The sequence below is a fragment of the Campylobacter sp. RM12637 genome, from assembly GCF_020137645.1.
GTDB lineage: Bacteria > Campylobacterota > Campylobacteria > Campylobacterales > Campylobacteraceae > Campylobacter_E.
Genome location: NZ_JACGAV010000022.1, coordinates 1 through 21,603, shown reverse-complemented (window position 1 = coordinate 21,603; position 21,603 = coordinate 1). Strand labels below are relative to the sequence as shown.

General features: G+C 30.9%; 34 protein-coding genes. 28 read left to right on the top strand and 6 right to left on the bottom strand.

What is annotated here, in order from left to right:
• Positions 1-529 precede the first annotated feature (529 nt).
• A complete protein-coding gene (locus AVBRAN12637_RS08905) occupies positions 530-724 on the top strand; it encodes an XRE family transcriptional regulator (RefSeq protein WP_336609837.1) in 195 nt (64 codons plus the stop codon).
• Positions 725-768: 44 nt separating this feature from the next.
• Here the strand turns inward: AVBRAN12637_RS08905 and AVBRAN12637_RS08900 are convergent, their stop codons facing one another.
• Genes AVBRAN12637_RS08900 through AVBRAN12637_RS08880 form a run of 5 tightly spaced genes read right to left on the bottom strand, consistent with a single transcriptional unit; the run spans position 769 to position 2,199 of the window.
• Positions 769-939 carry a hypothetical protein gene (locus AVBRAN12637_RS08900; RefSeq protein WP_336615749.1) on the bottom strand — a complete coding sequence of 57 codons (171 nt, stop codon included), beginning with the start codon at positions 937-939 and terminating at the stop codon, positions 769-771.
• A complete protein-coding gene (locus AVBRAN12637_RS08895) occupies positions 933-1,205 on the bottom strand; it encodes a hypothetical protein (RefSeq protein WP_336615748.1) in 273 nt (90 codons plus the stop codon). Before AVBRAN12637_RS08895 ends, AVBRAN12637_RS08900 begins: the two co-directional genes overlap by 7 nt.
• On the bottom strand, positions 1,202-1,561 hold the full coding sequence (locus AVBRAN12637_RS08890) for a hypothetical protein (protein ID WP_336615747.1): 360 nt from the start codon (positions 1,559-1,561) through the stop codon (positions 1,202-1,204). The genes AVBRAN12637_RS08895 and AVBRAN12637_RS08890 overlap by 4 nt, the downstream gene beginning before the upstream one ends.
• Positions 1,561-1,998: a hypothetical protein gene (locus AVBRAN12637_RS08885; RefSeq protein WP_336615746.1), complete on the bottom strand. Its 438-nt coding sequence runs from the start codon at positions 1,996-1,998 to the stop codon at positions 1,561-1,563. Before AVBRAN12637_RS08885 ends, AVBRAN12637_RS08890 begins: the two co-directional genes overlap by 1 nt.
• A 9-nt stretch (positions 1,999-2,007) precedes the next feature.
• Positions 2,008-2,199: a hypothetical protein gene (locus AVBRAN12637_RS08880; protein ID WP_336615745.1), complete on the bottom strand. Its 192-nt coding sequence runs from the start codon at positions 2,197-2,199 to the stop codon at positions 2,008-2,010.
• 178 nt (positions 2,200-2,377) lie between these two features.
• Between AVBRAN12637_RS08880 and AVBRAN12637_RS08875 the strand changes: the two genes are divergently transcribed.
• The 26 genes from AVBRAN12637_RS08875 (at position 2,378) to AVBRAN12637_RS08750 (ending at position 19,383) form a co-directional block, all read left to right on the top strand.
• Complete coding sequence (locus tag AVBRAN12637_RS08875; RefSeq protein WP_336609829.1) at positions 2,378-2,599, top strand: hypothetical protein; 222 nt, start codon at positions 2,378-2,380, stop codon at positions 2,597-2,599.
• Positions 2,580-2,837, top strand: coding sequence for a hypothetical protein (locus AVBRAN12637_RS08870; protein WP_336609828.1), 258 nt, complete (start codon positions 2,580-2,582; stop codon positions 2,835-2,837). Before AVBRAN12637_RS08875 ends, AVBRAN12637_RS08870 begins: the two co-directional genes overlap by 20 nt.
• The gene (locus AVBRAN12637_RS08865; RefSeq protein ID WP_336615744.1) at positions 2,834-3,793 is read left to right on the top strand and encodes a hypothetical protein; all 960 of its coding nucleotides are present in this window, start codon (positions 2,834-2,836) and stop codon (positions 3,791-3,793) included. Before AVBRAN12637_RS08870 ends, AVBRAN12637_RS08865 begins: the two co-directional genes overlap by 4 nt.
• Positions 3,753-4,352: a hypothetical protein gene (locus AVBRAN12637_RS08860; protein ID WP_214117605.1), complete on the top strand. Its 600-nt coding sequence runs from the start codon at positions 3,753-3,755 to the stop codon at positions 4,350-4,352. Before AVBRAN12637_RS08865 ends, AVBRAN12637_RS08860 begins: the two co-directional genes overlap by 41 nt.
• Complete coding sequence (locus AVBRAN12637_RS08855; RefSeq protein ID WP_336615743.1) at positions 4,349-4,978, top strand: hypothetical protein; 630 nt, start codon at positions 4,349-4,351, stop codon at positions 4,976-4,978. Before AVBRAN12637_RS08860 ends, AVBRAN12637_RS08855 begins: the two co-directional genes overlap by 4 nt.
• Positions 4,914-6,620 carry a terminase gpA endonuclease subunit gene (locus AVBRAN12637_RS08850; protein ID WP_336615742.1) on the top strand — a complete coding sequence of 569 codons (1,707 nt, stop codon included), beginning with the start codon at positions 4,914-4,916 and terminating at the stop codon, positions 6,618-6,620. Before AVBRAN12637_RS08855 ends, AVBRAN12637_RS08850 begins: the two co-directional genes overlap by 65 nt.
• Positions 6,617-6,769 carry a hypothetical protein gene (locus AVBRAN12637_RS08845; protein ID WP_336609823.1) on the top strand — a complete coding sequence of 51 codons (153 nt, stop codon included), beginning with the start codon at positions 6,617-6,619 and terminating at the stop codon, positions 6,767-6,769. The genes AVBRAN12637_RS08850 and AVBRAN12637_RS08845 overlap by 4 nt, the downstream gene beginning before the upstream one ends.
• Positions 6,766-7,095 (top strand): hypothetical protein, encoded by a 330-nt coding sequence (locus AVBRAN12637_RS08840; RefSeq protein WP_336615741.1) that lies wholly within the window; start codon positions 6,766-6,768, stop codon positions 7,093-7,095. Before AVBRAN12637_RS08845 ends, AVBRAN12637_RS08840 begins: the two co-directional genes overlap by 4 nt.
• Positions 7,058-7,225 carry a hypothetical protein gene (locus tag AVBRAN12637_RS08835; protein WP_336615740.1) on the top strand — a complete coding sequence of 56 codons (168 nt, stop codon included), beginning with the start codon at positions 7,058-7,060 and terminating at the stop codon, positions 7,223-7,225. Before AVBRAN12637_RS08840 ends, AVBRAN12637_RS08835 begins: the two co-directional genes overlap by 38 nt.
• A 165-nt stretch (positions 7,226-7,390) precedes the next feature.
• Positions 7,391-7,612 carry a hypothetical protein gene (locus AVBRAN12637_RS08830; RefSeq protein ID WP_336608918.1) on the top strand — a complete coding sequence of 74 codons (222 nt, stop codon included), beginning with the start codon at positions 7,391-7,393 and terminating at the stop codon, positions 7,610-7,612.
• Positions 7,609-8,976 carry a phage portal protein gene (locus AVBRAN12637_RS08825; RefSeq protein WP_336615739.1) on the top strand — a complete coding sequence of 456 codons (1,368 nt, stop codon included), beginning with the start codon at positions 7,609-7,611 and terminating at the stop codon, positions 8,974-8,976. The genes AVBRAN12637_RS08830 and AVBRAN12637_RS08825 overlap by 4 nt, the downstream gene beginning before the upstream one ends.
• Positions 8,973-10,766 (top strand): phage major capsid protein, encoded by a 1,794-nt coding sequence (locus tag AVBRAN12637_RS08820; RefSeq protein ID WP_336615738.1) that lies wholly within the window; start codon positions 8,973-8,975, stop codon positions 10,764-10,766. The genes AVBRAN12637_RS08825 and AVBRAN12637_RS08820 overlap by 4 nt, the downstream gene beginning before the upstream one ends.
• Positions 10,767-10,780: 14 nt before the next feature.
• On the top strand, positions 10,781-11,035 hold the full coding sequence (locus AVBRAN12637_RS08815; RefSeq protein WP_336615737.1) for a DUF7210 family protein: 255 nt from the start codon (positions 10,781-10,783) through the stop codon (positions 11,033-11,035).
• Positions 11,035-11,331 (top strand): hypothetical protein, encoded by a 297-nt coding sequence (locus AVBRAN12637_RS08810; protein WP_336615736.1) that lies wholly within the window; start codon positions 11,035-11,037, stop codon positions 11,329-11,331. The genes AVBRAN12637_RS08815 and AVBRAN12637_RS08810 overlap by 1 nt, the downstream gene beginning before the upstream one ends.
• Positions 11,328-11,759: a hypothetical protein gene (locus AVBRAN12637_RS08805; RefSeq protein WP_336615735.1), complete on the top strand. Its 432-nt coding sequence runs from the start codon at positions 11,328-11,330 to the stop codon at positions 11,757-11,759. Before AVBRAN12637_RS08810 ends, AVBRAN12637_RS08805 begins: the two co-directional genes overlap by 4 nt.
• Entirely contained in the window at positions 11,756-12,250 is a 495-nt protein-coding gene (locus AVBRAN12637_RS08800; RefSeq protein WP_336615734.1) for a hypothetical protein, read from the top strand. The genes AVBRAN12637_RS08805 and AVBRAN12637_RS08800 overlap by 4 nt, the downstream gene beginning before the upstream one ends.
• The gene (locus tag AVBRAN12637_RS08795; protein WP_336615733.1) at positions 12,247-12,450 is read left to right on the top strand and encodes a hypothetical protein; all 204 of its coding nucleotides are present in this window, start codon (positions 12,247-12,249) and stop codon (positions 12,448-12,450) included. The genes AVBRAN12637_RS08800 and AVBRAN12637_RS08795 overlap by 4 nt, the downstream gene beginning before the upstream one ends.
• A 12-nt stretch (positions 12,451-12,462) precedes the next feature.
• Positions 12,463-13,578 carry a hypothetical protein gene (locus AVBRAN12637_RS08790; protein WP_336615732.1) on the top strand — a complete coding sequence of 372 codons (1,116 nt, stop codon included), beginning with the start codon at positions 12,463-12,465 and terminating at the stop codon, positions 13,576-13,578.
• Entirely contained in the window at positions 13,575-14,054 is a 480-nt protein-coding gene (locus AVBRAN12637_RS08785; protein ID WP_336609812.1) for a DUF5675 family protein, read from the top strand. The genes AVBRAN12637_RS08790 and AVBRAN12637_RS08785 overlap by 4 nt, the downstream gene beginning before the upstream one ends.
• A gap of 10 nt (positions 14,055-14,064) precedes the next feature.
• Positions 14,065-14,565 carry a phage major tail tube protein gene (locus tag AVBRAN12637_RS08780; protein WP_336615731.1) on the top strand — a complete coding sequence of 167 codons (501 nt, stop codon included), beginning with the start codon at positions 14,065-14,067 and terminating at the stop codon, positions 14,563-14,565.
• Positions 14,566-14,574: 9 nt separating this feature from the next.
• Positions 14,575-14,886: a hypothetical protein gene (locus tag AVBRAN12637_RS08775; RefSeq protein WP_336609811.1), complete on the top strand. Its 312-nt coding sequence runs from the start codon at positions 14,575-14,577 to the stop codon at positions 14,884-14,886.
• Positions 14,887-14,992: 106 nt separating this feature from the next.
• Positions 14,993-17,623 (top strand): phage tail tape measure protein, encoded by a 2,631-nt coding sequence (locus tag AVBRAN12637_RS08770; protein WP_336615730.1) that lies wholly within the window; start codon positions 14,993-14,995, stop codon positions 17,621-17,623.
• An 8-nt stretch (positions 17,624-17,631) separates the two neighbouring features.
• The gene (locus AVBRAN12637_RS08765) at positions 17,632-18,018 is read left to right on the top strand and encodes a hypothetical protein (protein WP_336609809.1); all 387 of its coding nucleotides are present in this window, start codon (positions 17,632-17,634) and stop codon (positions 18,016-18,018) included.
• Positions 18,019-18,489: 471 nt separating this feature from the next.
• Positions 18,490-18,624 carry a hypothetical protein gene (locus tag AVBRAN12637_RS08760; RefSeq protein ID WP_336615729.1) on the top strand — a complete coding sequence of 45 codons (135 nt, stop codon included), beginning with the start codon at positions 18,490-18,492 and terminating at the stop codon, positions 18,622-18,624.
• A gap of 173 nt (positions 18,625-18,797) precedes the next feature.
• Positions 18,798-18,986: a hypothetical protein gene (locus AVBRAN12637_RS08755; RefSeq protein ID WP_336615728.1), complete on the top strand. Its 189-nt coding sequence runs from the start codon at positions 18,798-18,800 to the stop codon at positions 18,984-18,986.
• Positions 18,943-19,383, top strand: a complete 441-nt coding sequence (locus AVBRAN12637_RS08750; RefSeq protein WP_336615727.1) for a hypothetical protein — start codon at positions 18,943-18,945, stop codon at positions 19,381-19,383. Before AVBRAN12637_RS08755 ends, AVBRAN12637_RS08750 begins: the two co-directional genes overlap by 44 nt.
• A gap of 184 nt (positions 19,384-19,567) precedes the next feature.
• On the opposite strand, the gene AVBRAN12637_RS08745 is transcribed toward AVBRAN12637_RS08750, so the two are convergent.
• Positions 19,568-20,368 carry a hypothetical protein gene (locus AVBRAN12637_RS08745; protein WP_336615726.1) on the bottom strand — a complete coding sequence of 267 codons (801 nt, stop codon included), beginning with the start codon at positions 20,366-20,368 and terminating at the stop codon, positions 19,568-19,570.
• A gap of 152 nt (positions 20,369-20,520) precedes the next feature.
• Between AVBRAN12637_RS08745 and AVBRAN12637_RS08740 the strand changes: the two genes are divergently transcribed.
• The gene (locus AVBRAN12637_RS08740; protein WP_336615725.1) at positions 20,521-21,417 is read left to right on the top strand and encodes a Rha family transcriptional regulator; all 897 of its coding nucleotides are present in this window, start codon (positions 20,521-20,523) and stop codon (positions 21,415-21,417) included.
• Positions 21,418-21,603 lie beyond the last annotated feature (186 nt).

Sequence of the window (21,603 nt, the reverse complement as noted above, 5' to 3'; positions counted from 1 at the left end):
TAGAGTGGCTGACCGAATATATATTTGTATCAACCTAATTTAATTATAGTGAATAAATTATTAAAAATAGCTTAGATGTTTTCAAATAAAATTTAAGGTGGTAAAACATACCACCTTGAGTAAATACTACTTGTTTATTTGTAGTTTTTTAATTTCTTTTTCAAGACTTAAAACTTTAATTGATAAAACTAAAATACTAAGCGATAAAGCAAGTATTAAGACGCTTGTAATCATTCCTTCTCCTTTCTAGGCTAAAATATCTAGGGCAAAACGATAATTAAGGGCTTTCGCCCTTTTTTCTAACGTTTGGCGTTTTTGCTTGTATGATTGCAGTCACCAGCAAAATTATCGCACTTATTAGATTGATGAAATCTGTTAAATTATTCATCGTTTTGCTCCTTTCTATAAAAGTTATATCTTATAACATTTATAATGTAATTATACATTTTAAATGCTTAAATTATCCTTAATTTATGTAAAAATACATTATTAATTTATTTTTGTTATATTACGAATGAAAGGAATAATTATGGATACAAAAGAATTTAAAATAAAACTAATTGAAGCTGATTTAAATAATTTAGAATTTGCGAAGCTTACAGGATTAAATCCTAAAAGCATAACAAACTGGAATCAAGAAGGTAAAAGACCACCTGAGTGGGTTAAGCCATTTCTAGAGTTTTACATTAAAGCTAAAAAATACGATGAACTTATGCAAAAATAATATTAAGCAACTACCGAGTAAGTTTCGGTAGTAACTTCATTATTTTAATGTGTTTTAAAATATATAATTACAAAAGCAATGAATAAAAATATAAACAACATAATCAGTGCTAAGATTTGGCCTGTATTTTCACTCTTTTTAATTAAAAGACTTATTATACATATGCCAGAAAATGAAAATAAGAAAATTAAAACATTTAAAAAAGTAGTTAACATTCTTTTCTCCTTTGCTTAATCTCACTAAATAACGCTTCGCTTTGCTTATCTAATTCTTTATTTTGTTTTTCACGCTCTTCTATTTTGCGTTTTCTTTCTTTGCATGCAACTTCTTCTATTAGCTTACATCTTTGTCTAGGGCTTAATGCTAGATATTCATCGATACTAATGTCGTAATATTTTTGAACCATCCTTAATGGCTTAAGCCTATTTTGAAAATACAATTTAACGATTTTTAAAAACTCTTTTATGTTTTGTAGGCTCATAGCTCATTTTCCTTTTCTTGAAATAATGATTTTATTTTACGCTCTACACACTCATCATAAAGCCCTTGCAAAGTATCAGAAGATAAAATAGCAATGATTTCTATGTCTGTCTTAAGTTCTTTAGATACAAATATGATTTTTTTATAATATTCATGTGCAAAATCAAAGCAAAAAACGAAAACTCCCAAGTTTATAAAAGCAACGGCTAAAATACCCAAGTTCCCCCATAAACCTGTGCCTAAATAAACAAATTCATAAAAAAAGCAACTAAATAACACAACACACAATAATGCTAAAAAGAGTAATAATATAAACATTGCGAGTTCATGCCTAATAAAAGTAAAAACTATTCTCATCACTCGCTCCAAACTAGCTTAAACAAATATTGCTTATTATTGATTTCTTCTATTAGCTCAATGATTGCGTTTGTGGTTTCTTCTACCGTGCCTATTATTCTGTGTATTCCTTTTTCGCCAAAGTCAGCAAAATATTGATAATCAAAACAACATATATCTATATCTATTTCATCGTTAAAGAAAAAAATATCTATACTTATACTTAATGAAAAATCATCAACATAATCATCACAATTTATCTTAGAAGTAATAAAATTTTCATATTCCTTAAGGTTTATAATGTCGCTAAAATAATATCTCTTATTTTGATTTTTTATTAAACTAAAAGACATTTTTACACAATCACTTTCAGAATAAATCTTCTTTTGCTCATACACTTGATTTACTAGCGTTTTTAAATCATCTTTACTGATGATATTAATTAATTCTTTACTCATTTTTAGCTCCTACTCATTAACTGAATAATATAAATCTTCTAAACTATTTGAAAGCTTTGTGTAAGTTTGCTTTAAATCACTAAGCATTTCAGCCTTTTCTTCGTTTAGTTCAGATAATTTATTATTAATATCTTCTAAATCTTGAACTATTGCTGCGAACTCTTCGGCAGTATCTAAAAAATCTCTTGTTTTTTCTTTCATGTTTTCTCCTTTTTCCTGATTCAAATTCTTAATAAAATTACAAGAATATTAATATCTTATTCTTAAAATAAGCATAAAAATATCAATATTATTAATAAAATTGTATTTTTTAATAATTAATTAAGATTTAATCATTAAGATTTTATGAATAAAATAATTTTATTAATAAGGATTATGAATGTTAAAAGCTGATTTTGAAAAATATTTATCTAAGTTCTACAAAGACAAAAGAACTATAAAAAATAAAATGCGCTGTATTCATAGACTGCGTTGGCACGAAATACAAAAGATCAATAAAGACACAAAAATACCTTTTGATTTTCTAAAAAACAAAGACAGGCTGGAGCTTTATTTTTTACAAAAGAAAGCAGAGGCGGAAGATGATACTAGGCACATTTAATACAAACGAGCTTTTGAAAGCTCAAAAAAAGCGGACTATGTTTATGGCTAATTTGCGTGCGAAATTGCAAGGCGAGTTTTCTTTAGATGAGCTAAAGAAAACAATTCTAAAGCTTGATAAGGATTTAAGATACAACCTTGATAGCTTCATAGAAGAGCTAAAAGCAAATGAGCTAACAGAGATAAGCACACTTTTTAGTGATACCAAATATTATCAATTTAGAAAGGAGAGAAGATGACTTTTTGCGTAGCTGATAGTAAAATTGATGAATTAGTAAAAGTCAATAAGACCCAAAAGCAATTATTGTATTTTTTGCTAAAAAGCAAAACTAAATTTAATTTAGACAAATGTATAAAAGCCTTGCAAATCTCATCAAGGACATTTTATAGAAATGTTGAGGTTTTATTAAATAAAAATCTAATAATCAAAAAGGCTAATGATGATAAATTATATCATAATGAAAGCAATGTCGTTTATCAATTAGAACCTAATTTTGAAAATGATTTAAAGGGACTTTTTGGCACAAAGCAAGTGACAAAATGTCACAAGCAAACTGACAAAATGGCACACAACGACTGCCAAAATGACACAAACCCTACCTATATATATAAGAGTAAGAGTAGAGTAAAAGATGAATTTATAAAACCCCAAACCCCTTACAAAGGGGCTAGTGTTGTTTGTGATGAAACTTCTCAAACAAAAACTAAAGGACAAAATGAAAATAAATCTCAAATAAAATCAAAGGCACAAAGAATAGCAACCGAGCTAAATAATACTAGCGATGAGTTTATTTCTAAACTAGATGAGTTTTTAAACAATCGTAACAAAAAGCACAAAATCACAGATGCGTTCATAAGCGATTTAATAAACGAGTTAAAACAAATCCCAAGCCCACTTATTGCAATAAATAAATGCTTAGCAAAAGGGTGGATAACTTGCGAGAGCCATTATTTTAAGAGCAACGCTCAAAATAGTTTAAATCACAATTATGCACTACATCCAAACTTGCAAAGACAAGTAGAGAATAATGAGCTTACAGGACTAGAAGCACAGCAAAAACAAAATTTAGCACTAGCACTAGCAAGAATTAAAGACAAAGAAGAAGGCACAAATTACTATGAACAAATGAAAAATCAACTAAGAAAGGATAATTATGAAAATAAAAATACTACAAAACTTATTCAATGCATTTAATGATGATTTTAAAAGATTTGATTTATATTATGATAAGCTAAAGGATTTAGATAATGATGAGTTAGCTTGTGTTGTAGATAAAGCTATTGTAACTTGTAGAACTTTACCTAGTATTGCAGAGATATTAGATTTACATTATGAAGAAAGTTTTAACACTGCTTTGAATACTCTTAAAAATGTAGCTAGTTTTTTTAACTTTAATTGCCAATGCGTTGCGTTTGAAGATGACACACTAGCTGAGTTAATTAGGCGTAAGGGATTAAAACATTTTGCATATTCTGATGCTGATTATTTTAGCAACTATTGGAATATTAAAAATCTTAAAGATGAATATATTCAAATAGCGAAGTCTAGTAATAAAAAAGTAATTAGACATATTGAAAACAAATGTTTTAATGCTATTTGTTTATTTTATGATAAAAAAGGAAACAAGCATATATTAAAAAATACCGAAGAGCTACAATTATTCTTAAGAGATGATAAATCTAAGCAAGAATATTTAGCAGAATGCAAGAGCAAAAAAAACTTAAAAAATATTCTAGTTAAGGTCATAGTATGAGTAGCTCAAAACCTGAATTAAAAAGACTTGAAGTTTTAGACCAATGGCAAAGCGTAGGAGCGATTAAAGACTTAGTTCATCAAGCACCGATTAAGATTATTGACACTTTAGAGACTAAATATTCTTTAGAACGCAATAGTAAAAATCACGCAAGAAAGCCACCATTAAAAAACACAAGAGTAGAGCGTATTTATACGCCTGATTTTGCTTATAAAATACCGAGCTTAAAGCTACTAGTATTTGAAGAGTTTAAGAGTGATTACACAAGAGTTAAGCTAAGAGAAGCGTATTCGCTAAGAAGACAATTGTTAGAGCAAAAAATCAAGGCATTCAATGAAGATAGTGAATTAACAAGCTTTATTAAAGAAAGCTTTAGCGTTTTACATTCAACTTGTAAATATACAAATCTTAATGAAATTGAAAGTATAACATTAAGAACTGCTAGAGAGCAAAGCAGGAAAGATTTTAAAGATTACTTAAGCGATGAAGAAATAAAGCAAGGTTATAAAATCGTGTTTTTTGAAAACGGGTTTATTTATTACAAATATGCGGAGCTAATAAATGATTATAAGCGTAAATTACGACTTAGAGAATACGAAGCATCTTTATTTGTTACTTGCGAATAGTATTTTTACTAAGCCACACTTGGATTTGTTAGCGTGGAGTGAGAAATATCGTTTCTTAAGTGCGGAAGGAAGTGCTAGACCGGGTAGATTTAAAGCAGCTAGTTATCAGCGTGAGATACTAACTATAATTAGCGATAAAGAGCATAAACGAGTAGTATTAAACTTAGCTTCACAGCTTGGCAAGACTGAAATGTGCTTAAATACTTTAGCGTATCTAATAGCACATGATCCAACGCCGATTTTGTATATGTTACCTGATGAAGGAATGGCTGAAGACTTTAGTAAGCGTAGATTTGCACCACTTAAGCGAGATTGTAAAGAAGTGGCGAAGATTATGGGCGAGAATGCAAGTGATACGATACTTATTAAGAATTTTAAGGGCGGTTCTTTAAACTTTGTAGGTTCAAATAGTGTTAGTAAGTTAGCAAGTAAGCCAATAGGATTTTTAATTGTTGATGAAGTGGATAGATGCTCTAACACCGCAGAAGGTGATAGCATTGCACTAGCAGAGAAAAGAACTATTACTTTTCCAAACGCAAAGATTTTGCTAGTTAGCACGCCTACCTTGCACGGCACTAGCAAAATACAAAACGAGTATGACAAGAGTGACAAAAGGCGTTTTTATGTGCCTTGTCCTAAATGTGAGTTTAAGCAAGTTTTGGAATGGGAGAATGTGGATTTAGATAAAGAATGCCTAGTTTGTATTAATTGTAAGCACGAGATAAGCGAAAGAGAACGCCTAGCGATAATTAAAAAAGGTGAGTGGATAAAAGAGTGCGAAAGTGAAACAGCTGGGTTTCATCTCTCATCGCTTTATAGCGAGTATGTGAGCCTAAAAAGCATAATTAAAGATTATAAAGATAAGTGCAAAAGCGAAGCAGGTTTGCAAGTATTTATAAATACCACACTAGCTAGGACCTACACACCAAAAGTAGAAAGCAAGATGAATGAAAGTGATTTAATCAAGCTTAAAAGAGATTATGACAATCTTAGCTTTTCAAGTGATGTGGCGTTTATCGTGGCTGGCGTGGATGTGCAAAAAGATAGGCTTGAAGTTAATTTCGCAGGAGCGAACAAAGACTTAAAAGATTTGCGAGTTTATAACATTACGCATAAGATTATCAAAGGTAATCCAAGAGAGTTAATGGTGTGGGACAAGTTACATGAATTAGTGCAAAATGGTGTTTTTATGAGTGAAGTTGGCGAGTATTTAAAATGCAGTTTATGTTTTGTAGATAGTGGCTATCTAACAGAAGAAGTTTATAACTTCGTAGCTAGGCATAAGAGCTATTTTGCCACTAAAGGAGCGAATGAAACAAGCAATAATAAAAAGCTTTTGGTAAACAAAGTAAAGGCGATTAAAAGTAGTGTAGGATTAATTGAAATCGGCACTTTTACAGGCAAAAGCGAAGTGTTTGCGATGATAGAAAATAAGCGTGTAGTGTTTGCAAAAACTTATAGCGATGAGTATTTCAAGCAACTAACAGCCGAGAGCTTAAAAGTTGTAAAAAATAAATATGGAGATGAGAATTTAAGATTTACAAAAGATAAAGACAGAAACGAAGCATTAGATTTAAGTGTATTAAACCTAGCAGCTATAAAAACATTTTTAAGCAAAAAGAAAAGGAAGATTAAGCAATGAGTAAAAGAATTAAATATCCACACAAGATAGTTTTTAGAATTGACAATGATACACTAAGTGAACTTATAAAGTTAAGCGAGAAACAAAATAAAAAACATAGTCAAATTACTAGACAAGCATTAATTGCATATTTAAAAGCGTTCAAATGAAAACAAAAGACATAGCTAGTATTTTTGATGTTACTCAACAAACGATTTATAATTTTATAAATGAAAATAATATTAAACCCATAAGCAATGGAGAATACGATATTAGCCTAGCACAAATGTATTTTAAGCATTATAAAAATAAGCTAATTTTAGATAGCGATGACCCCAAAATAGCAAAAATAATCGCTGATACAGAAAAGGCAAAAGCTGAAACAGATTTAAAAAGATTAGATTATGAGATAAAACAAAAAGAATACATTAAAGCTTCAGTAGTTGAAAATGTATTAAGTGATGCATACAAAGCACTTACAAAAAAAAGTTTATGATTTAGATAAAGAAGTACATAAATATTCAAGCTTACAAGAAGCTTGTGAAATACTACTAAATGATTTAAAACTTGAGCTGTTAGAAAAATATAAAGAGTTAGATAGCAATTGTGAGCTAGATATTTCTTAGGTTCTTCTTGTAATTTTTCAAGAGTTGGGAGTTCGCATCCGCAGTTTTCCGATTTGTGAAAGTTTTTAAAATCCATTTTGATTTAATTAAATGAAAAATAAATAAGATTTTGCAGTTTTTTATTTGTCATACTTTTAGAAACCTTTTATTTTTTAAACTCACGCTATGAATAAAGAGCGTATAAGAGAAAGAATTAGATTAATTGACATTGCTATTGATGAAGTTTTGCAAAGCGAGAGCCTTGCAGACCCTATCACTTCATATACAATTGATGGCGTTGTAATTAGCAAAAAATCAAGTGCAGAGCTAGTGCTTGAGCTTGAAAGATTAAAAAGCACTTATGCGAACTCTTTAAAAGTTAAAGAGATGAGGTTTATTTTTGCATGAAGTTATTTAATTTTTTTTCTAAGCAACGCAAAGCAAAAACAAACCTAAGTAAGTCAATTTACACTAATTCTATCAAGCAAAACACATTCGCAAGACTTAATGTTCCACGCCCAACAGATACATATTTTGAGCGAGTTAGGATACAAGCAAGAAATTTAGAAAATGATTTCCCGCTCATTCAAGGCTACTTAAATACAATGGTCGCTCAAATCCTTGGCGATGAAGGTCTAGTATTAGATGTAGCCACGCCAAATACAAAGCTAAACAAAGCTATTCAGAACAAGTGGTTTAAATACGAGCTTGATATTGATTTTGAAGATATAGAAGAGCAAATATTACGCAACCTAATTCGTGATGGCGAAGTCTTTATATATTGCGAGATTATAAAAAATAAGCTTCATATTAAGTTACTTGATAGTGCGAACTTTTTAGCAGCCAACACGAATTATAAAGATTTATTTTATAGCATAAAATACAAAGATGAAAGCTGTGAAGAGATAAAATCATTTATCTACACAGATCCAATAACTCGCAAAACAATTGAAATCAACTCAAACAATATTATCTATGTGAAAAATGATAAAGCTACTTTTTCACATCGTGGGATAAGTGAATTTGTATCAGTGATTTTGAATGTTACACAATGTGCTGACTTAAAAGAAGCAGAGCTGGATAGAGCACAATTGCAAAGTAAGCTCACAGGCTTTTTAAAAGAAAAAGATAATCCATTAGCCGACACGCTAGGCGATGATGAAGAGATACAATTAATTAAAGAAGTTGATAGTGGAAAAATGCAGTTTATCCCATCGAACGTAGACGTTGAAATGATAAAAGAATATAACCCAGTATCACTCCAACAATTCTTATTAAGTGCAAATCAAGAAACAGCAAAAGCTTTAAAAGTTGATTATGCCACATACACAGGAGATATGAGCCAAGTTAATTTCTCGAGCATTCGCCAAGGTGCATTAATAAATATAAGAAATTACAAAAGACTACAAAAAAAGTTAGCTAGAAAAATACACTCAGTAATTTTTACAAAATGGCTAGAGATTGAGTATTTAAACGAACAAATAAGCTTAAAAGACTACGAGCTAATAAAAGCTAATTTTAGCTTCAAAGGGCAAGGATACGAAAGCATTGACCCAACCAAAGACGCACAGGCAAATGATATTCAATTAAAGAACGGCACAAAAACTTATAGCGAAATCTTGCGTGAAAAAGGCAAGGAACTCGACACACATTTAAGCGAAATGCAAAAAGAACAAGAATTGATAAAGCTGATTAAGGAAAGAGATTTAGACAAAAATACACAAAATTTTACACAAAATAATACACAAAATAAGAAAGGAGAAGAAGAGTGAAAGATTACAAGCTAAGTGCAAAAGCACTAAGCCACGATGATGAAAAACTAGAGATTTGTTTTATGGCTTTAAGCAAAGACAACAAGCACGAGCGAACCGAGTTTTTTAGCGATGAAAAATATTTTTTATCAATAGATATTAGTTCGGCTAAGTTTAATGCAACTACGCTTTACCTAGACCACGAGCCATCATTTGGAAATGCTATCGGCAAGATAACGCAGACTAAGCACGAACAAGACGGCATTAAATGTAAAGTTCAGTTCTTTAAAGAAGTAGAACAAAGCTATCAGGCATATTTAAAGTTTAAAAATGGACTTAGCGATAGTGTAAGCGTTGGTGCTAGAGCTGATGATTATGAAGTAATTACAGAAGTAAGTAACGGCGTTGAGTTAGAGCATATCATTTTAAAAAATGCCGAAATCTATGAATTATCAGCCGTGTGGCTAGGAGCTGACCCAAATGCAAAAAAAATTAATCAATTTCAAAAGGAGACAAAAATGGCAAAGAAGTTTAACGATGAAGACATCAAAAAAGATGATGAGCTAGAAAAGGACAAAGAAGAGTTAGAACAAGATGAAGATAAAGAGCTAGAAGATGAAGAAGACAAAAAAGAGCTTAAATCAAAAAATCTTAGTGCAAGATTAGCAGAGCAGCAAGAAATCGCAAAAGCTGGAAAGCTATTTGGTAAAAGCGAGTTAGCGAGCGAATTTATTGCTAAAGGCAAAAGTCTTGCAGAGTTTAAAGATGAGCTTTTATTAAGCCAACAAAGAGAAATTAAAACATTTAGCACGAAAGGAGCAGGAAGAAGTATGAGCGATTGTGAATTTTCATTAGCACAAGCGATTAAGCACCAATTTGGAGTAATTACAAGCAATGACTTAAGATTTAATCTAAGTGACTATCAGTTAACAAATACTACATTGGCTTTGCCAAAAAGTTTCGGTCACCAGTTCGCAAATCCAATGAATAGCTACCTAACAGACAATTTAAAAGGAGCAACACATAGTGAATTTAGAGCTGACTTGCTAGTAGAGCAAATGAGAATAGAAAGCGATATTTTAAATAAATGTTTTATGCTTAGTGGGCTTGATAAGGAAGTTGAAATACCAAGAAATCTCACTCAATTAAAAGCTGAAAAAGTGGCTTATGGGACAGAACAGGCAAGCCAAGATTTGAATTTTGATGTAGTAAAAATTAGCCCTACAACACTAAGAATTACAGTAAAGCTTACTCAGCAAATGCTCTTTATGAGTGACTTTGATCTTGAGCAGATTGTATGGAGAGAATGCGTAAAAGCGTTTAAATCTAAGTTTGAAAGTATGATTCTTTACGAGGGATATGGTGAAGCAGGAAAATTTGCAGGCTTATTTGCGACAAATAAAATAGCTAGAGAAAATAAATTTATGACAGCACCTACGTTTGCAAAAGCACTTAATTTTGAAAATGCATTAATAAGTGCTGATTATGACCCAAGCAACACCGAGTTTTACGCGAATAAAACAGATATTAACACTCTTAGAACAACTGAAAAGGAAGCAAACACGGGCGTTTATTTGATTGATAAAGATAATACGCTTGTGGGAAGTAAAATTTCACATTGCCAAACTTTAAAAAGGGGTGATGTAGTGTTTGGTGATTTTAGCAATCTAGCACTAGCTACTTTTGGAAATCTCAGAATGTCAATGTTGCCACAAACGGCGGGACTTTTTGTTTTAGAAGCCTTTTATGATGTAGGTATGGGGTTATTAAATGAAAATGCGTTTTGTCTATCGCAAAATGTAATAGCATAACAAGGAGATAAAAAATGAAAAAATATGAAGTATTAGTTAGCTTTTATTACGAGAAAAAGACCTATCCAGTAGGTGATAGCATAGAGCTTAGCGAACAAGACGCTAAGCAGTTACTAAGGTCAAACTATATTAAAGAGCTTGATGAAACAACCAAACAAGCTAAAAAAGAAAGCAAAAAACAAGCTGAGCCAAAGTCAAACGATGAACCAAAAGCATATGAACCTAGCGATTTAGGTGAAGAACAGAAGGCAGATAAAAAAGGCAAGTAATGAAAATACACAAAACACTTGAGCGTGATTTGTCAAGACTATTTAAAAACGGCGTAGAAGTAGCCCACGAAAAGGGCAATTTTTACGCTAATTTTTCAAATAGACTTTTAAATTACGATGAGCTGAGTGAAATAAAAACTTCAATAATAGCTCTAAAAAGCTCAAGTGATTATGTATGCGTAGGTGATGAAATCACAATTAACAAAAATGTATATGAAGTTATAAAAAAAGAAATATACGCTGAAGTTAATAATAGATTTTATCTAAGAGAAGCAATAAAGAAAGCGACATTATGAAGATTACAGAGCAATTTATAGATAAACAAGCCAAAACACCAGCTATTAAAATCAATGAAATAATGCTGAATTTAAAATCAGTTTTAGAAAAGCTGATTAAAAATACTTCACTATTCGCACTAAATATTAAAAGCAGTGATGAATTTCCATTGTGTGTAATCACAGATAAGAGTGATAGCATAAGTGCAAATGCAGGGCAATATTTTCACATAATAGACTTAGATATTAGCGTGTTTGATAGTTCTTATACTAAATGTAATGAACTTGTATTTAATATCTTGCAAATGCTTAAAAGTGCAGAGTTAGGGGCGATGATAAAAGGCATTAAAAGTATTGAACGAGAACATATAGAACTTACGAATAAAGAAGCTTTTAAAATGTCTATTAAATGTGAGCTTAAGTATTCAACGGAGCATTTTGCGATATGAAGGCTTATTTAGGAAAAATCGTAGAAGTAAACTACGAAAAAAGCTTGGTTAAAGTTGATTATCAAGGAACAATAAGCGATTTTATGCCTTACAAGCAAGTGGCTAATTCTTATGTGAAAATCTACACACCAGCTAGAGTCGAAGAGCAAGTAAGCATAATTGAATTAGATGGTGGCTTTATGTATGCAATTGCAAGTTTTTTTAACGCTGATTATCCAAGTAACGGCGATGAATTTACACACAAAATCACTTATGAAGATGGCACAGAGCTAAGCTATAACACACAAAGTAGCACATTAGAAATCAACGTAGTAAAAACTATAAACATTACTTGCGTAGATTGTAATGTAAAAGCAAATACTGTTAAGGTTGATAGCCCTTCAGTTGATTTAGGGCTTGGTGGAACTGGAGTGATTACCTGTCAAAGCATTTGCCATTTCACAGGTGCACCACACGGTGATGGCTCAAGCAATACAAGGAGTGCAAAATGACTAAAGAAGCTATGAGCGAAGCTATATGTAATGCTCTTAGTAATGCTGGATATAAGCAAGTTAAAGGTGGAGCAAATCATAAAGCATTTAATAAAGAGTTTATAGATGCAATCGCTAGTGGAGTAGTAGCTGAAATTAAAGCTAACGCTAAAGCAGATATTACCAGTGGCTCAAGTGCTGGAAAATATTCAATTACATAAAAAGGAGAAAAAATGTCAGTAGGAAGTTTTGGAACAACAGTTATTAAAAAGAACAAAGGCGTTCCTTTAGTTAAAATTGATAACACAAGACCAACGGTACTAATTTTAGCAAGTGAAAACACAGGAATTAATTATTATTTATATGATGATTTAATCAATTTGGAGCAAGATTTAGAGCAACTAAAGCTAAAAGATACGGAATATTTAAACGATTTAAAGGCTGCTAATTTTAGCTCACAAATAGCTATTATCACTTATCACGATGATACATTAAACACTACTCAAAATTGCTTAGATGCTATTGATAAGCTAAATGATTGTGAGAATGCACTTAAAATCCGTGCGTTTTGGGTTTTATGTGATTTAGATAGCAATGATACTTATTTTAAACTTCATCAAAATGCAGTGAAAATGGGCTTTATTTTCTTTCATCAACTCAGCGAAAATACAGAAAGTGCGATTTTAACAAAGACTGAAAATTACCCAATCCAACAAGCGATAATCTCTTATCAATTAGTAACAAGAATTGGTGGTGGTATTCGCCCACTTAAAGCATTTTTATTAGCTAGATATAGCGAGTTATTAGCAAGTGAGCCTTATGCGTTTGGCAAAAGCTTATCAAGTAAGTATCTTAAAGGCATTACTGCAATAAATACAATCGCTACATATCTTGAAGGAGAAGACACCACAGCTGATAGGCTAAGAGCTAATTATATTACGATGGTAGTAAGTGATGATGGCTTTAAGATTTGGGGTTGTGAATGCAAAATTCAAAAACTTGAAGATGATTTTGCTGATATTAGAACAGGTATTATCATCAATGAATATGCAAGAGAGATTAAAAAAATACTTAAGAAAGTAAATGATGAAGATTTAGAGCTATTTAGCACTGTTTTTGCAGGCATAACTGATTTTAACAATAGATTAATTGCAAATAAAGTTGTTGCCTATGGGAAAATCAGTATTGATTTAGCAAAAAATACAGAAACGAGTTTAGCAGGTTGTGAAATCAGTATAGATTTTGATATACAAGAACGCCCAGTCGCTAAGAAGATTTATGGATTTATAAATAGAGTTACAGGGCATCTTGGCGTTATTATTGAAAATATTCAAAAGGCCGCATCATGAAAAAGCTAATCGTTCATAGAGATTTAAGAACCCCACAAGCAACCCTTAGCGTGTGGGATTTAAGAGCAGAAAATAACGAGAGCTTGTTTGAGTGTTTTGGTTGTGAGCCACCAGGAGAGCCTATAAACGAACTAAATAATGATAAACCAATCTTGCCTGGCCTATATAATGCGAGTTATTATTATAGCCCTAGATTTAAGAGAATATTAGCAAGACTTTGGAGTGATAATCCTAAAAACTATTTATCATGGGATAAGGCAGTGGCAATTCACACAGGCAATACTGACGCAGATACTCAATCTTGTCTTTTACCTGGCAAGACAAGAAACAATATAGGCGTTTGGCAAAGTAAGATGGCTTTTGATGAGCTAAATACGCATTTGCCTAATCCAAAATGCTATCTTGATAAAAACAATAATACAAAACTAGATGAAAACAAAAAGCCACTAGTAGCTTTCTTGGTAGAAATTATTTAAAGGAGAATAAATGAGAATAGAACCACAAGCACTTACAGGAGCAAATCTAACGATCAATGGCATTAAGTGCAAAGGTGCTTTAGTAGAAGCAGATTTGCCAGAGCATGAATTTATAACAAAAGAAGTAGCTGCTAGTATAGGCAAAAAAGAAATAGTTTTGCCAACCCTAAAGCCACAAAGCTTAAAAGTAGTTGTAAATGCAGTTGATAATGCTATGTTTAAATTAGCGTTTAATCCAAGTCTAAAAAGAACACTGATTGTACTTGAAAATAATATAAGTGATAACGACAAAAACACTAGTTATAAAATTGTTGCAAATGGCAAGATTAAAAAAATCACACCACCAAAAATCGCAATGGAAGAAGAGATTAAAGTAGAGATTGAGTTAAGTTGCTATGCATATACAGAGCTTATCAATTTAACTCCAGCATTTTTATATGATGTAGATAATGAGATATTAATGCCAGACGGCATTACAGATATTTACGCAGAAATTAGAAGTAATATTTAAGGAGATAATATGAATTTTAATAATTTTGATTTTAATACTTTATATAAAAGTGAGACTTATAAAAGGGGCGAGTTTGAAGTAACTTTAAAAGAGCTTTCAGTTCAGCAAATGAGAGCTGTTGACATTGAAAGAAAAAAAGATGAGTATAAAGGCACGATTTTAGGAATTGAATATGCAACCGATGGACTTATTACAGAAGAGATTTTTTACAAGTTGCCAAACTCAATACAAATGGAATTATCACAAATATGGTTAAGGCTAAACCTACCAGCAGACGCACTAGAAAAAATCGCAAAAAACTTGCCAAGTCCTACTGTGTAATAAGTAGGACCTTCAACACTTCGCTAAAAGATTGTGAAAAAATGACTTTTAGCGAAATCAAGTTTTATATGAGTGAAGCTGTGAAAATCATTAAAAGGGGTGGTTAGTGGCACAAGAAAAAGTCTTAGAATTTGGAGTTGGCATCAACGCTTGGAGTAAAGCATTTGAGCGTATTAGCAAAGAAAGTGAAATATTAGGCACTAAATATAATAATTTAATTCTTGATGGTTACGAGCAATACAAAAAAGCCCAAGAAGAACTAGCAGACAAAATCTCAAAAGGTGCTGAGTTAAATATCAGTGAAGCTCAAAATAAAATAAAAGAATTAGGCGACAGCTTAAAATTAGCACTAAAGCAAAAGCTAGTAGTAGATACTAAAGAAGCCTTTGATAATATTGTAAGCAATGGAGCGAAAGCATTTGCGGGCTTTTATACTCTTAAAAATGCATTTGGAAAATATGTAAGTGCTGCTGCAAGTTTTGAAGAAGACATTAATAGTGTCAAAAACCCACTTTCACTAAGCCAAGAACAGACAAAAGCCTATGAAAACGCTATTAAAAATCTAGCAAGAACCACCCCAACAGCCACAAGCGAATTAATAGCAATTAGTCAGGTACTCGTTCAAAACGGAGTAAATGCTAGTAATCTAAACGAAATAACAGCACTAGCTAATAAGGTTGCAATCAGTTTTAGATTAGATAGCATAAAAGCAGCAGAGCTTACAGGAAAGCTTAGTCAAATGGGGCTAAAAGCTGATGAGATAAATCTACTTGCAGGTCAAATTCATAATCTTGGCGAGAGCTTACAAACCAATCCACAAGCGATATTAAACGCAGTGGGTAAATTAGGCGAGAGCGGTAAGCAAATCGGATTTAGTTTAAAACAAACCGCCGCACTTAGCGGGGCGTTAAATAGTTTAGGAGTTGGAGCAAACGAGAGCGAAAAAGCAATAGAAAAGCTTTATGAAAGCTTTGCAAAAGGCGATAATAATGCACTTTTACAAATGGGAATATACCCAGCTGATTTTGCTAATGCACTTAAGCAAAATGTAGATGTTGCGCTTCAAGCATTTATGAAAATGATAAGCAAATATGACAGCCACACACAAAAGCAACTTTTAACAGGTCTTGTAGGTGCTAAAGAAAGCACGGCTTTGCTAAAACTAGCTCAAAATATGGATATTTATACTGAAGCTAAAAAGAAAATGAACGATATAAATGCTAATAGTAAGCTTGATGGTGAAGTTGGAGCAGCACAACAAGGCTTTAATAATCAGCTTAAAATCTTTAATAATAGTGTTACGGATTTATGGCAAAACATAGGAAACGCACTTTTGCCAACTATTAGCACTCTTTTAGACTATCTTACAAAGAGCATTCATTTAGTAAGTGATTTTACAGCAAATCATCAAACGTTAACACAAATCGTGGTAGGCGGTGTAAGTGCATTAGTCGCTTACAAGAGTGCATTGTTTGCAATTGAGAGTGGAAAAAGTGTTTTTAAATTAATAGGTTTGCCTATAACGGCACTAAATGAGCATGTAAAATTAGCAACGCTTTTAAATCGTTCTTATAATGCGAGTTTTAATCCTAGTATTTTTACTAAAATGAAAAATGCTTTATTTACATATACTGTTGCAGTTGAAAGTAGCACGATAAAGCAAAGAAGAGCTATAAATAATTTGTTTTTTGATATTCCAAAAATTGCAAAAAATAGTTTAAGCAAGATAAATCCAATGTCACTAATAAAATCAAGTAATAAAGCTCTTAAAACTTATGCTAGTCATTTATTACTTTATTCAAAAGCACAAAGTCTAGCATTCGCAAATATTACAAAAAGTGCAACGTTAAATCTAGTAAGTATGCCGAGTAGACTTTTTAAAGCAGTTACTAGCTTTAATCCACTAGCCTTTATAAAAAGCTCATTTTTAACAATTCCAAAGCTGATAGCAAGTGTGAGCAGTGGAGCAATTAATGTGATTTTAGGAGCTTTTAATGTCTTAAGAGTTGCATGTCTAACAAACCCTATCGGACTTGTAATAAGTGCTATTGCTGGAATTGGTTTTGCAGTGTGGAAAAATTGGGATATTATAAAATCATTTTTTAGCGGAGTTTATGATGGCTTTTCTAGTGCATTTGCTCCGATTACCGAGAGTTTAGCACCTACATTTAACGCAATAGGCATAGGTGTAGATTGGGTGTGGGATAAGACAAAAGGATTTTTTAGTTTTTTTACTACACAAATAGAGCATTCAAGCGAACAATTAGAGAGTGCGAAAAGTGTAGGTGAGCGTTTCGGGCAAGGACTAGCTAAAGTATTTGAGATAATTCCAATGGCTATTAAAGGTGCTATTGACATAATTAAAGAGCTTATTGATTGGATACATAAAGCTTATGATTATACAGTAGGACTAATTGATAAAGCGAGTGAAATCACAGGAAGTATCGGCGATAGTATAAGCGACGCGTGGGATAGCACCAAAAAGGCTTTTAGCACTGGTTTTGGCTTGTGGGGAGATGATGAGCAAAAAGTCATCAAAAATACACAAGTAAATGAGCTAATAAAACTAAACGCAGAATATGATAAAGCTAAACAAGAGCAAGTGATAAACAATCAAAATAAGCAAAAAAGCATAACTGATAATAAACAAGTAAATATTTATGTAGATAATCAACAATCAGCACAAGAAATAGCAGCAATAGTTCAAACACAAAATTATAGCTTTGCTGATTTTTAGGAGTAAAAATGGTAATTATGATTGATGATATAGAGCTTTATATTAAAGATGGAATTGATGGTATAAAGCGAACTCTAACGCCTAAGATAAATAAAGTTGAAGGTATTGCTAATACATTTTATCAATGTGTTGGTGGATATACTGAAGAAATAAGCTTTAATGCTTATTTGGTAGAAGATAGGCTAGATATTTTAGATAAACTTGATGAGATTGTAAAAACTAAAAAGATTGTGGATTTTATGTGTTTTGATGATTTTTTAGATTGCAAGATACTCATCACTAGCAAAACAGACAGCCCTGAGCTTTTTACTCGTGGGGCAGAGCCAAAAAGCAGTATATATCACGCAAAAAGCGTAACAATTACAGGCTATTTAATAAATAAGGATAGCGAATGATTAACAGGAATTAAAAATATAAAAGACATAGAAAAACAAGCCAACAAAGAGATAAAGAATGCACTAAATAGAGCATTAAATAAAGTAGGTAAAAAGCAATAGAAGAAATGATGGGAAACTCAGGATTAAAATCAAAAAAGATTTTTAGCAATTCAAAAGTATTTTTTTAAAGTAAGACCTAAACAAGATGAATTAAAAGCTAGTATTTGGGTAAGTAAAACAAGACTAAGTTATAGCGAGATACAACATTCATGGAATGAGCGTAAAAATGCACCAAAGGCAGTAGGTTTAAATGTACGTGAAATAACATTAGCAGAAAAAATCGGTTATAAAAAAATAACTCTAGAAGACGCACTAAAAATTAAGCCAAAAGACTATTTAGGAGCTTTTGTAATAAGCAAAAAACCGATTAATCAGAACGGATTTCGCACTAGTGTTGGCAAAATTCATTCATATTATCGTGGCAAAAATGTGACAAAAATCACAAGAACCGAAGAAGTACATTTTTTAAATAGAACAAATGTAAGGCTATGTGATATGGTTGATAGAGATAAAATAAATGAGCTAGTAGATGAAGCTTTTACCGAAGAACTAAAAAAGGGATAGAATTTAAAGTCAGTATTAATATTTAATGTTTTTTTAAAATTGCTCTTTTAGAAAACATAGTATATTATTAACAAAATTGTAAATTTTTTTGTTATACTTCATTTATATTGTTGTTTTAAACCGTGTTTTTAATATTTAGTTTTATGTAGGTGTAAAAAAAGAAAGGATATTAGATGAAAAGTGCTGTAAAATCATTTTTTTATGGATTTAGTAATATGTTTGGTACTGGAAATATAATTAAGTGCACTGGCATTAAGTCTATTAATGAAAACTATAATGATTTTATTTCAAAAACACAGAATGTTAGGAAAAATATAGATGCAGAATACAACGAACAAGTTAAAAAAATCAGACATCAATGATATTGCACTAAATCAACAAAACAATACTTTTATTACCGTAAATCAGGTAACTAATAATTTTCATAAATTATCAAAAGAGCAACAAAATAGACTTATTGATATTATGGAAAGACAAACAAATCATATTATAGATATAGATAATTCTTTTATTGATGAATTTAGGAAAGATAATGAAGTAGTAAGAAGTCTAGCACCAGAACAAATAAAATATATGGGCAAAGGTCAGATTATGGCATTTATTATAACTATTATGGGGCTTGGTTTATGCGGATTTTTGGCTTATATAGAATGTCCTTGGTTAGCAGGATTTAGCTTATTGGGTTCTCTAACGGCATTAAGTGCACAATTCATGGATAAAGATAATAAAAAAAATCAAGATAACAAAAATAAAAGTTAGAATTTAAATCGTATTTTAGAATTTATTTTGTGTATTTTAGGGATTTATTGCTCCTTTTCAAATTTAAAGACTTCGTATAATTTGTCTTTTACTTCTTCGTATGTTTGGGCTTTTATATAATTTTGTAGCCAACTCTCAACCCAAGGAAAGCCTTAACTTTCCTTTTTTTTAAAAACTAACAAAATTAAAGTCTTATACCATATTCATTTAAAATCAAAGTAAGAGATTTTCTTTTTGAAAAATCTGTAGTAGTTACTATAGTATATCCTTTTGTTTTTATTCTTTGTAAAATATGTTTTGAAATATTAAATTTAGTGTTTAGAAAATTGAATTGATTTTCTGACATTGTTTTTTTTCTTAAATGAGATAAAAATGGATTTTTATCTTCATTTTTATTAGATTTTAAACCATTTCTAAATTCATAATCTTCATAATTGCTTTCTTGAATATTATCGTGTATTATGTGTTCTCTCATATTATTATAAAAATCTTTCAAATTACCATTATCTAATATCTGTCTTAATATTTCTTTTGGAACATCATTTAAATAAGGATTTTTTAATATCAAATTATCTATATTAAGTGGTGTGAAATAATAAGATTGTTCATGGCTTAACACAAGACATAAACTGAAAGTATCTTCATAATAATCAAAATAAATATTAACTTTTACTTGATGATATTTATAACTTAGTTTTAAACAATCTCGTGGTTTTCCTAAAGCTGACATTAAATATTTTTGCTTCAAAAACTCTTTTACATCATTCATTTTTATTTCTTTTGTTGTATATTTTTCTACTTCATTTATAAAATAATCAAGTTTTTTTTGCTGTTCGTAATTTTCAATAAATGGCTCTACCCACGATGGGATTTCTTTTAGTTTCCAATTTGCTACAGAGTTATAACTCATTCCTACCATTTTTGAAAAATCATCTCTACTTAATTTTAATTCTTTTAATTTATTACTAAATTCATCATAGGTCATTATTATTCCTTTTTTTTAATTAAAAGTGTATTTTAACATAATATTTTTAACTAAAGATTAAAAAATAATCTTGACAAGTTTTAATTTTTAGTGTATTATTTTATCATATTTTTAATTATTAGTTAAAAATAAATAATTACAAAGGAGTTTTTATGACAGATTTAGTTGTTATAAACGGACAGAATGTAGAGTTTGAAGTAGTAAATGGTGGAACATTTACCACTTCTTTGAGTGTGGCTCAAGTGTTCGAGAAAAACCACAAAAACATTATACGCAAAATTAATGAATTTCCAAAAGATGATTTTAACCAGCTCAATTTTGAGCCCGTTACATACTTAGACGCAAAAGGCGAAGAAAGAAAAGCCTATAAAATCACCCGTGATGGGTTTGTTATGCTTGTAATGGGTTTTACTGGAGAAAAAGCTTATCGCTTTAAGATTGATTATATTAATGCGTTTAATAAAATACAGCATTTGCTAAAAAATAAAGAGCTTGAAAGTAATAATAAACTAATATCAAACCTAGAGAAAAGAAATAAGCGAGTTGCTTTAGGTTATAAATCACAATTAGCACAACAAAAAGAAAAGTATGAATTAAAGCTTAAGGTTTTAGAGTGCGAACTAGAGCATAAAAACAAGATTGACTATGACAAGCCAAGCCAAGAGCTAAAGAAAGCATTGGCAGAGCGTGGGTGGTTGCTTATGAATAAGAATGAATTTTTATTTATCGCCGAACACTTAGCTACTAAAATCAATAGTGGAGCTTCTTATATTTTAGGTACAAATAAGCCAAAGTGCTTAAATCAATTAGCAACAATCGCACACCACGCTTGTATTAAAAAATATGAGAGTGATATTGATTATTTGCTTGGTAAAAAAATTAAATATTGGGGACTAACAGACCATATTGAAGAGCTAAAAATAAAAAGAGCTGATAGCGTATGGTCGCCTATTTATAATAAATGGGTTATTGAAGATGGAGAACAAATCGCAGGTTGGGAACTTGAATTAAAATGGAAAGGGGATACAAAAATACAACATGGGAGCTAATGGCTCCCATTGATTAAATTAGAATTTATTTTATGTATTTTAAAGGCTTATTACTATTAGTTTGTTTATCAAAAAAAGGCAACAAAAATGGCAACACTATAAAATAAAATTTTATTTTATAGTATCTTGTAACTCCAATCGGGGTCACCATTTTAATTATTCTTTTTTGATTATTCTTTTTATAAA

What these genes read in the sequence shown, in the direction of transcription:
- AVBRAN12637_RS08850 (WP_336615742.1), top strand. Translation starts at nt 4,914, where the DNA reads ATGATTATAAGCGTAAATTACGACTTAGAGAATACGAAGCATCTTTAT.
- AVBRAN12637_RS08745 (WP_336615726.1), bottom strand. Translation starts at nt 20,368, where the DNA reads ATGACCTATGATGAATTTAGTAATAAATTAAAAGAATTAAAATTAAGT.
- AVBRAN12637_RS08840 (WP_336615741.1), top strand. Translation starts at nt 6,766, where the DNA reads ATGAAAACAAAAGACATAGCTAGTATTTTTGATGTTACTCAACAAACG.
- AVBRAN12637_RS08895 (WP_336615748.1), bottom strand. Translation starts at nt 1,205, where the DNA reads ATGAGCCTACAAAACATAAAAGAGTTTTTAAAAATCGTTAAATTGTAT.
- AVBRAN12637_RS08805 (WP_336615735.1), top strand. Translation starts at nt 11,328, where the DNA reads ATGAAGATTACAGAGCAATTTATAGATAAACAAGCCAAAACACCAGCT.
- AVBRAN12637_RS08790 (WP_336615732.1), top strand. Translation starts at nt 12,463, where the DNA reads ATGTCAGTAGGAAGTTTTGGAACAACAGTTATTAAAAAGAACAAAGGC.
- AVBRAN12637_RS08780 (WP_336615731.1), top strand. Translation starts at nt 14,065, where the DNA reads ATGAGAATAGAACCACAAGCACTTACAGGAGCAAATCTAACGATCAAT.
- AVBRAN12637_RS08810 (WP_336615736.1), top strand. Translation starts at nt 11,035, where the DNA reads ATGAAAATACACAAAACACTTGAGCGTGATTTGTCAAGACTATTTAAA.
- AVBRAN12637_RS08815 (WP_336615737.1), top strand. Translation starts at nt 10,781, where the DNA reads ATGAAAAAATATGAAGTATTAGTTAGCTTTTATTACGAGAAAAAGACC.
- AVBRAN12637_RS08795 (WP_336615733.1), top strand. Translation starts at nt 12,247, where the DNA reads ATGACTAAAGAAGCTATGAGCGAAGCTATATGTAATGCTCTTAGTAAT.
- AVBRAN12637_RS08740 (WP_336615725.1), top strand. Translation starts at nt 20,521, where the DNA reads ATGACAGATTTAGTTGTTATAAACGGACAGAATGTAGAGTTTGAAGTA.
- AVBRAN12637_RS08890 (WP_336615747.1), bottom strand. Translation starts at nt 1,561, where the DNA reads ATGAGAATAGTTTTTACTTTTATTAGGCATGAACTCGCAATGTTTATA.
- AVBRAN12637_RS08750 (WP_336615727.1), top strand. Translation starts at nt 18,943, where the DNA reads ATGCAGAATACAACGAACAAGTTAAAAAAATCAGACATCAATGATATT.
- AVBRAN12637_RS08775 (WP_336609811.1), top strand. Translation starts at nt 14,575, where the DNA reads ATGAATTTTAATAATTTTGATTTTAATACTTTATATAAAAGTGAGACT.
- AVBRAN12637_RS08900 (WP_336615749.1), bottom strand. Translation starts at nt 939, where the DNA reads ATGTTAACTACTTTTTTAAATGTTTTAATTTTCTTATTTTCATTTTCT.
- AVBRAN12637_RS08785 (WP_336609812.1), top strand. Translation starts at nt 13,575, where the DNA reads ATGAAAAAGCTAATCGTTCATAGAGATTTAAGAACCCCACAAGCAACC.
- AVBRAN12637_RS08865 (WP_336615744.1), top strand. Translation starts at nt 2,834, where the DNA reads ATGACTTTTTGCGTAGCTGATAGTAAAATTGATGAATTAGTAAAAGTC.
- AVBRAN12637_RS08830 (WP_336608918.1), top strand. Translation starts at nt 7,391, where the DNA reads ATGAATAAAGAGCGTATAAGAGAAAGAATTAGATTAATTGACATTGCT.
- AVBRAN12637_RS08755 (WP_336615728.1), top strand. Translation starts at nt 18,798, where the DNA reads ATGAAAAGTGCTGTAAAATCATTTTTTTATGGATTTAGTAATATGTTT.
- AVBRAN12637_RS08880 (WP_336615745.1), bottom strand. Translation starts at nt 2,199, where the DNA reads ATGAAAGAAAAAACAAGAGATTTTTTAGATACTGCCGAAGAGTTCGCA.
- AVBRAN12637_RS08875 (WP_336609829.1), top strand. Translation starts at nt 2,378, where the DNA reads ATGTTAAAAGCTGATTTTGAAAAATATTTATCTAAGTTCTACAAAGAC.
- AVBRAN12637_RS08855 (WP_336615743.1), top strand. Translation starts at nt 4,349, where the DNA reads ATGAGTAGCTCAAAACCTGAATTAAAAAGACTTGAAGTTTTAGACCAA.
- AVBRAN12637_RS08870 (WP_336609828.1), top strand. Translation starts at nt 2,580, where the DNA reads ATGATACTAGGCACATTTAATACAAACGAGCTTTTGAAAGCTCAAAAA.
- AVBRAN12637_RS08885 (WP_336615746.1), bottom strand. Translation starts at nt 1,998, where the DNA reads ATGAGTAAAGAATTAATTAATATCATCAGTAAAGATGATTTAAAAACG.
- AVBRAN12637_RS08860 (WP_214117605.1), top strand. Translation starts at nt 3,753, where the DNA reads ATGAAAATAAAAATACTACAAAACTTATTCAATGCATTTAATGATGAT.
- AVBRAN12637_RS08825 (WP_336615739.1), top strand. Translation starts at nt 7,609, where the DNA reads ATGAAGTTATTTAATTTTTTTTCTAAGCAACGCAAAGCAAAAACAAAC.
- AVBRAN12637_RS08905 (WP_336609837.1), top strand. Translation starts at nt 530, where the DNA reads ATGGATACAAAAGAATTTAAAATAAAACTAATTGAAGCTGATTTAAAT.
- AVBRAN12637_RS08765 (WP_336609809.1), top strand. Translation starts at nt 17,632, where the DNA reads ATGGTAATTATGATTGATGATATAGAGCTTTATATTAAAGATGGAATT.
- AVBRAN12637_RS08845 (WP_336609823.1), top strand. Translation starts at nt 6,617, where the DNA reads ATGAGTAAAAGAATTAAATATCCACACAAGATAGTTTTTAGAATTGAC.
- AVBRAN12637_RS08800 (WP_336615734.1), top strand. Translation starts at nt 11,756, where the DNA reads ATGAAGGCTTATTTAGGAAAAATCGTAGAAGTAAACTACGAAAAAAGC.